This is a genomic window from Acidithiobacillus sp. IBUN Pt1247-S3, assembly GCF_041146875.1.
Lineage (GTDB): Bacteria > Pseudomonadota > Gammaproteobacteria > Acidithiobacillales > Acidithiobacillaceae > Igneacidithiobacillus.
The window spans coordinates 1-6,136 of record NZ_JBFRXP010000043.1 but is presented as its reverse complement, the minus strand read 5'-3'; the positions used below and the strand labels follow the sequence as shown (position 1 = coordinate 6,136).

The following is a 6,136-nucleotide window of genomic DNA, read 5'->3' as shown; positions in this document are numbered from 1 at the left end:
GAAGCCATGTTGAGCAACGTCAAAATCACCGAACTGCCCTCCTATGAACTGGGGATGGAACGGGGGATGGAACGGGGGATGGAACGGGGGATGGAACGGGGGATGGAACGGGGTATCGCGCAGGGACATCGAAGCGGCGTCCTCGAAGGCCAGCTACAAGCCGAGCGCGCCACCCTGCTGCGGCTATTAACCCGCCGCTTCCAGCAAGTCCCATCTCGAGTAGAGGCACAGGTGCAGGAAGCCAGCGCCGAGGACCTGACCCGCTGGCTGGACCAGATTCTGGATGCCCAGCGCCTGGAAGACCTCTTCGGGCCGCAGGGATAAAACGCATGCGCCTCACCCCCGAGCAAGTCGCCATCATCCGTCAAAGCACCGCCGCCAACTTCGGGCCGGAAGCGCGGGTGTGGCTGTTTGGCTCGCGGGTGGATGACAACCAACGTGGTGGCGACGTCGATCTTCTGGTCGAAACGGCGCAAGACATCCAGGAGCCCGCATGGGCCTCGGCGCAACTGGCTGTGCAGATCAGTCGACAACTGGATGACCGCTCCGTCGATGTTCTGTTGAGCGCTCCGAATCTGCGGCAACTTGCTATCCACCAGATTGCACGGGCTGAGGGGATTTTGCTGTGACCTCAGCCAGCGCCTTGGCCCAACGGCTGACATTTTTGGCGCGCGTCGTGCGTCGTGAAATGGATTGGTTATCCCTCACTGATGCCACGCTATTTACCCCGGATTTCACCTTGGACACGGTGAGATCATTGGGCGACAAAGCTGCCCTCGCAGAAAAAATCGACGCCTTTGTCAGTCGCTTTGGGCGTCTGCAAGACAGTGTGGGTGACAAAATGCTGCCGCTCTGGCGCGAAGCCCTGGGAGAAACGCCCGGCGCAGCGGTAGATAATCTGGATCGGGCAGAGCGCCTGGGGCTGCTGACATCTACGGCTTTGTGGTTACAACTGCGCAAACTCCGCAACCAGATGGTGCATGATTACATTGAAGACCCCACCGTGCTGCATGGCGCGCTGCAGCAAGCGCATCAGCACGTTACCACGCTAACCTCATTTGCCGGTGCAATATTGAGCGACCTGGAACGGCGGGAAATCATTCCGCAGCCGGCAGACCCTGCGTAACACGCGCACCTGCATCCCCAGGCCCAACTTGGTACCATTAGTCCTGAAGCATCACGCCCAGCAGCTTTTCCGCTGCGGCTGCCTGCCCCTCGGCTGCCAGGGCCAAGTATTGCTTCAGGCAGTGATTCAACCCCCAAGGCATCGCGGCTATACTCCCTCCCACACAAAAATGAGGGAGCGAAACAGTGACTGACAACGATGTAGTCTCCAAAGACCTGCTCAAACGGGTGGCGGTGGACATTGCCCGCATCCTGCTGCACTGGCCGGTGGACCAAGCGGAGATTCTGGAAAGTAACCACCAGCGGATGGAAGAGCGCCGTTCCGATCTGGTGGCGCGGATGCAAGGCCCTGATGGGAGCTTCATCCTCCACATCGAGATCCAGAACGCGAACGACCCGAAAATGCTCTGGCGCATGTTGCGTTACCGGTCGGACCTGCTCTTTTACGATGAACAGGACATCCGCCAGGTAGTCGTCTACATCGGCAAGAGACGCTGCACCATGGCCGATAGCCTCACCCAATTCGACCTCCGGTATCACTACAAAATCGTTGATATGCATCAGGTTGACTGCGAATCCCTGCTGCGGGAGGATACTCCGGAAGCGGTGGTTTTGGCGGTGCTCTGTGATTTCAAAGGCCGCCCGGCCCAGGAGTTGGTCCAGCACATCGTCCAGCGTCTGGTGGCCCTGACCGGCGAAGACAGCGTCCGATTCCGTAACTGTTTCACCGCCTTGGAACTTTTGTCCAAAAACCGTGATCTGCAAGAAACCGTCAAGGAGGCCGAAGCCATGTTGAGCAACGTCAAAATCACCGAACTGCCCTCCTATGAACTGGGGATGGAACGGGGGATGGAACGGGGGATGGAACGGGGGATGGAACGGGGTATCGCGCAGGGACATCGAAGCGGCGTCCTCGAAGGCCAGCTACAAGCCGAGCGCGCCACCCTGCTGCGGCTATTAACCCGCCGCTTCCAGCAAGTCCCATCTCGAGTAGAGGCACAGGTGCAGGAAGCCAGCGCCGAGGACCTGACCCACTGGCTGGACCAGATTCTGGATGCCCAGCGCCTGGAAGACCTCTTCGGGCCGCAGGGATAAAACGCATGCGCCTCACCCCCGAGCAAGTCGCCATCATCCGTCAAAGCACCGCCGCCAGCTTTGGGCCGGAAGCGCGGGTGTGGCTGTTTGGCTCGCGGGTGGATGATAGCCGCTGGGGCGGGGATGTAGACCTGCTGGTGGAAGCTCGCGTAGCCCCATCCATCGCCGAGTTGCTTACCAGCAAGGTGACTTTGGAACAGCAGCTACAAGTGCCCGTGGACCTGATTGTCGATGCCCCTGGTAGGCCCCCTGGTCCCATTGCCACCATTGCGCGATTGACCGGAGTACGCCTCTCGTGACCGATCTATTTGCCGCGCAACGGCAGTTACTCCAGCAACAAATTGCGGTCCTCCAACGGCTGGGAGCGGCCCTGCAATACACCAGCGACCGGCTGCCGTGGCCCCTGGAGACCCGCCACCTGCATGACCCCGAAACCGCTGAGCGTTTAGCGGCGCTTAATGACCGTTTTACCAAGCTACAAGATCAGTTGGTCGGGGCCATGCGACATGCGGATCTCTTCCCCATGCCGTCATAAGCGGGTCCAGGTGCTGCGCGGGGTTTGTTCCTGCTTGGCCTCGGTGGACGATTCCATAAGCGCGACCTCAAGAGGTAGCCCACATCCTTGCAATTCTGGAATCACACTCCATAATTGCAAGGATGATCTCCCGCAGAATCACCTCCGTTCTTCGCCAACGGCTGGCAGAAAGTCCCGCAGTGGCCCTGCTTGGCCCTCGACAGGTGGGCAAAACCACCCTGGCACTGGCACTGGCAGCAGAGATGCCATCGCTATATCTGGATCTGGAATCAGAAGCAGACCAGGCAAAGTTACAGGAACCGGAACTCTTCCTAGGCGAACACCTAGACCGTTTGGTGATCCTCGACGAAGTTCACCGCGCGCCAGGGCTGTTCCCCGTGCTGCGCGGGCTCATCGACCGTGCCCGGCGGGCCGGCAAGCACAATGGCTCCTACTTGCTGTTGGGCTCAGCCTCCCCAGAACTGCTGCGCCAATCCGGTGAAACCCTGGCAGGCCGGATCAGTCACCTGGAGTTAGCTCCCCTGGACGCAGAGGAAGTGGACGACTGGCAACGCCTATGGCGGCGCGGCGGATTTCCCGACAGCTACGCCGCAGCATCAGAACTCCAAAGCCTGCGCTGGCGGCGGGATTTTATCCGCAGCTACCTGGAACGGGACATCCCCAACCTCGGCTTCCGCGTCCCTGCCGAACGGATGCGGCGCCTGTGGACCATGCTTGCCCACTTGCAGGGGAGCCTCATCAATCAGGCACAGTTGGCGCGCAACCTAGAAGTAGACGCCAAAACTATCAGCCACTATCTGGACCTGCTGGTGGACCTTTTTTTGCTGCGCCGACTCCCGCCCTGGCACAGCAATACCGGAAAGCGATTGGTCAAGTCACCCAAAATATACCTCCGCGACGCCGGGCTTCTCCATGCCTTGCTGCACATTCAGGACGGCCAACAGCTTCTGGCGCACCCCATAGTAGGCGCGAGCTGGGAGGGCTTTATCATCGAACAAATACTGGATTGGATGCCAGAAGGGAGCGAAACGGCTTTCTACCGCTCGGCGGCCGGTGCCGAAATCGACCTTGTACTGCGCTTGCCCAACGGTGAACTTTGGGCTCTAGAAATTAAGCGCAGCATCAAACCCCGGGTCAGCAAAGGCTTTTACCAAGCTTGCGAGGACATAGACGCCGATCACCGCTTGGTGATCCATGCGGGCACAGACGCCTTTCCTTTGGCAGAGGGTGTGCGGGCGGTACCGGTTGCAGCGTTGCCGAGGATGTTGGGTGCGTAAAAAATTGTTGATATGCATCAGGGCGACATAATTGATCTGGAGCTACTTCCAGATGGTCGGGGTGTTATCAAGGCGGCGCGCGCCTCTGGGACGATAGCTGGTTTTATCGGTCTACTCGCAAACAAAACGCAGAAGGTTGCCACGATTGCGGAAATCAACGAGGCGGCTGCCCAAGGATGGGCAGGCAAGCAATGGCGGTTGGTGATCGGCCCACCAAAGTCTCCGCAATCAGTACATCGGCAGGGATGCCCAGACCTTGGTGCAGTCTACGGATCATCGCCAAGGTCAGCGGGCGCTTGCGATTCAGCACTTCGTAAACGCGGTTACTTTTGCCGATCATCGGCTCCAGATCTTTAACGGACAGACCGCCTTGCTCCATTCGAAATTGAATGGCCTCCACCGGATCAGGCTCAGCGATGGGGACATGTCTGGCCTCGTAGGCCTGCACCAACGTGACCAGGATGTCCAGACGATCACCATCCCGCGTGCCCAAATCAGGGTCGGCGTCCATCAAAACGGAAATTTCTTGGAGAGTGGCCTGGTAGTCTGCTTCGCTGCGGATAGGGCGGATGTCCATACTTTCCTCCGTGGCCAATCAGGCCATTTCAACGGTATTTGCGTCCACTGCGTCGTATTCCTTGTGGGTGCCGACAAACTTCACGTAGACAATCTGCAACTTGTACGCAACGGCCACAATCAATCGGTAATCATTGCCTTTGATGTTGAAAACGACGCGGCGGTTCTGCAGCACGCTGGCGCTTCGGTACTGCGCCTTGATGTCGGCAGGCTGCGTCCAAGTCGCGCTCGCCGCTTCCGCGTACCAAGCCTTCAACGGCTGCTCGGCGTCGGGATGACGCTCCCAGAAGTTTCGAAGGGTAGACACAGCAATCACGCGCATTGACTGTACTCTAGTCCCATAATGGGACTATTGCAAACTGCTGCCCGCCGCCAGCCCTGGCCATGTCCGCGACGCGATTGACCACCTTCCCCCGGCTCGGCTATCGTCCGTCCTGGAGGCCGAAAGCCACGATACGATCAGGAGTGCGCCATGACCGCCGCCCATCGCTACGCCACCTACCAAGACCTGCTCGATCTACCCGAAAACGTCGTGGGTGAGATCATTGCCGGCGAACTACACACCCATCCCCGGCCGGCACCGGCCCATGCCCAGGCATCATCCAGCCTGACACAGGGGGTTGACTATAGATCTTTTATGATATATTGTTTTTGAATGAATGGTAAACAGGTCATCCGTATATTGCTAGACGCTGGGTTTGTCGTGTCCCGCATTGAGGGGAGCCATTATATTCTCACAAAAGCAGGGACCCTCGCAGCGTACCGGTACCTGTTCACGGCAACCGCGACCTGGGAAAGGGATTGCTCGCAGCAATCCAGCGACAAAGTGGAGTGATGCTAAAATGAAATTCGCCTACCCCTACACCATCGCAGCACAAGATGACGGTCAACTGTTAGTGCAGTTCAACGACCTGGAAGAGGCCTTTACCGAGGGCCAAAGCCCTGAAGAAGCGGCGTTCAACGCCGCCGAGGTCTTGTCCGGCGTTCTCGCCGTCCGGCTGGAAAGCCATGAAGACATCCCCCTACCCTCCACAGCGCCGGGATTACCCTTGGCGGTGCCGTCGGCCTCTGTACAATCCGCCCTGCTCGTGCATTTCGCGCGCGGCACGCAGTCTCTAGCGGACTTGGCGCGCATTATGGAAACCAGTTGGCCAACCGCCGCACGGCTTGAAAACCCCGCTCACTGGCCAACCTTGCGCCAATTGGATAAAGCTGTACGCAGCATGGGACGTAAGCTAGTGCTCACCATTGAGTAGAGATCTTCGGGCCGGAAGAGTGAATGCACATGCGCCTCACCCCCGAGCAAGTCGCCATCATCCGCCAGAGCACCGCCGCCAACTGGATGACCGCTCCGTCGATGTTCTATAGGTGGTGTTCTATAGGTGGTGATTCAACCCCCAAGGCATCGCGGCTATACTCCCTCCCATACAAAAATGAGGGAGCGAAACAGTGACTGACAACGATGTAGTCTCCAAAGACCTGCTCAAACGGGTGGCGGTGGACATTGCCCGCATCCTGCTGCACTGGC

General features: G+C 58.8%; 11 protein-coding genes and 2 pseudogenes. 11 read left to right on the top strand and 2 right to left on the bottom strand.

The window, feature by feature from the left end; translation table 11 throughout:
* The 8 genes and pseudogenes from AB4090_RS14725 to AB4090_RS14690 form a co-directional block, all read left to right on the top strand.
* A partial coding sequence (locus tag AB4090_RS14725; protein WP_369574639.1) for a DUF4351 domain-containing protein occupies nt 1-324 on the top strand: 324 nt, incomplete at its 5' end.
* A gap of 5 nt (nt 325-329) precedes the next feature.
* Entirely contained in the window at nt 330-629 is a 300-nt protein-coding gene (locus AB4090_RS14720; protein ID WP_369574638.1) for a nucleotidyltransferase domain-containing protein, read from the top strand.
* Nucleotides 626-1,126, top strand: coding sequence for a hypothetical protein (locus tag AB4090_RS14715; protein ID WP_369574637.1), 501 nt, complete (start codon nt 626-628; stop codon nt 1,124-1,126). Before AB4090_RS14720 ends, AB4090_RS14715 begins: the two co-directional genes overlap by 4 nt.
* Before the next feature lie 185 nt (nt 1,127-1,311).
* A complete protein-coding gene (locus AB4090_RS14710) occupies nt 1,312-2,220 on the top strand; it encodes an Rpn family recombination-promoting nuclease/putative transposase (protein WP_369574636.1) in 909 nt (302 codons plus the stop codon).
* Nucleotides 2,221-2,225: 5 nt separating this feature from the next.
* On the top strand, nt 2,226-2,519 hold the full coding sequence (locus AB4090_RS14705) for a nucleotidyltransferase family protein (protein WP_369574635.1): 294 nt from the start codon (nt 2,226-2,228) through the stop codon (nt 2,517-2,519).
* The gene (locus AB4090_RS14700) at nt 2,516-2,755 is read left to right on the top strand and encodes a hypothetical protein (RefSeq protein WP_369574634.1); all 240 of its coding nucleotides are present in this window, start codon (nt 2,516-2,518) and stop codon (nt 2,753-2,755) included. Before AB4090_RS14705 ends, AB4090_RS14700 begins: the two co-directional genes overlap by 4 nt.
* A 122-nt stretch (nt 2,756-2,877) precedes the next feature.
* On the top strand, nt 2,878-4,032 hold the full coding sequence (locus tag AB4090_RS14695; protein WP_369574633.1) for an ATP-binding protein: 1,155 nt from the start codon (nt 2,878-2,880) through the stop codon (nt 4,030-4,032).
* Nucleotides 4,033-4,053: 21 nt separating this feature from the next.
* Nucleotides 4,054-4,224, top strand: a pseudogene (locus tag AB4090_RS14690) (AbrB/MazE/SpoVT family DNA-binding domain-containing protein); the annotation flags it as partial.
* On the opposite strand, the gene AB4090_RS14685 reads toward AB4090_RS14690, so the two are convergent.
* Both AB4090_RS14685 and AB4090_RS14680 read right to left on the bottom strand, forming a co-directional pair.
* Entirely contained in the window at nt 4,187-4,609 is a 423-nt protein-coding gene (locus tag AB4090_RS14685; RefSeq protein ID WP_369574632.1) for a type II toxin-antitoxin system HigA family antitoxin, read from the bottom strand. The pseudogene AB4090_RS14690 and the gene AB4090_RS14685 overlap by 38 nt on opposite strands.
* Nucleotides 4,610-4,627: 18 nt before the next feature.
* A complete protein-coding gene (locus AB4090_RS14680; RefSeq protein WP_369574631.1) occupies nt 4,628-4,930 on the bottom strand; it encodes a type II toxin-antitoxin system HigB family toxin in 303 nt (100 codons plus the stop codon).
* Between the two features lie 150 nt (nt 4,931-5,080).
* Here AB4090_RS14680 and AB4090_RS14675 point away from each other — a divergent pair, with 150 nt between their 5' ends.
* The 3 genes and pseudogenes from AB4090_RS14675 to AB4090_RS14665 all read left to right on the top strand — a co-directional run bounded on the left by AB4090_RS14675 (nt 5,081) and on the right by AB4090_RS14665 (nt 5,864).
* Nucleotides 5,081-5,263, top strand: a complete 183-nt coding sequence (locus AB4090_RS14675; RefSeq protein ID WP_369574630.1) for a hypothetical protein — start codon at nt 5,081-5,083, stop codon at nt 5,261-5,263.
* A gap of 104 nt (nt 5,264-5,367) precedes the next feature.
* Nucleotides 5,368-5,454 (top strand): annotated as a pseudogene (locus AB4090_RS14670) (hypothetical protein); the annotation flags it as partial.
* Nucleotides 5,451-5,864 carry a type II toxin-antitoxin system HicB family antitoxin gene (locus AB4090_RS14665; protein ID WP_369574629.1) on the top strand — a complete coding sequence of 138 codons (414 nt, stop codon included), beginning with the start codon at nt 5,451-5,453 and terminating at the stop codon, nt 5,862-5,864. The pseudogene AB4090_RS14670 and the gene AB4090_RS14665, both read left to right, overlap by 4 nt.
* Nucleotides 5,865-6,136: the final 272 nt, after the last annotated feature.

Excerpts from the sequence above, each read along its gene's own strand:
- AB4090_RS14720 (WP_369574638.1), top strand. The coding sequence starts at position 330 with ATGCGCCTCACCCCCGAGCAAGTCGCCATCATCCGTCAAAGCACCGCC.
- AB4090_RS14705 (WP_369574635.1), top strand. The coding sequence starts at position 2,226 with ATGCGCCTCACCCCCGAGCAAGTCGCCATCATCCGTCAAAGCACCGCC.
- AB4090_RS14695 (WP_369574633.1), top strand. The coding sequence starts at position 2,878 with ATGATCTCCCGCAGAATCACCTCCGTTCTTCGCCAACGGCTGGCAGAA.
- AB4090_RS14685 (WP_369574632.1), bottom strand. The coding sequence starts at position 4,609 with ATGGACATCCGCCCTATCCGCAGCGAAGCAGACTACCAGGCCACTCTC.
- AB4090_RS14680 (WP_369574631.1), bottom strand. The coding sequence starts at position 4,930 with ATGCGCGTGATTGCTGTGTCTACCCTTCGAAACTTCTGGGAGCGTCAT.
- AB4090_RS14675 (WP_369574630.1), top strand. The coding sequence starts at position 5,081 with ATGACCGCCGCCCATCGCTACGCCACCTACCAAGACCTGCTCGATCTA.
- AB4090_RS14665 (WP_369574629.1), top strand. The coding sequence starts at position 5,451 with ATGAAATTCGCCTACCCCTACACCATCGCAGCACAAGATGACGGTCAA.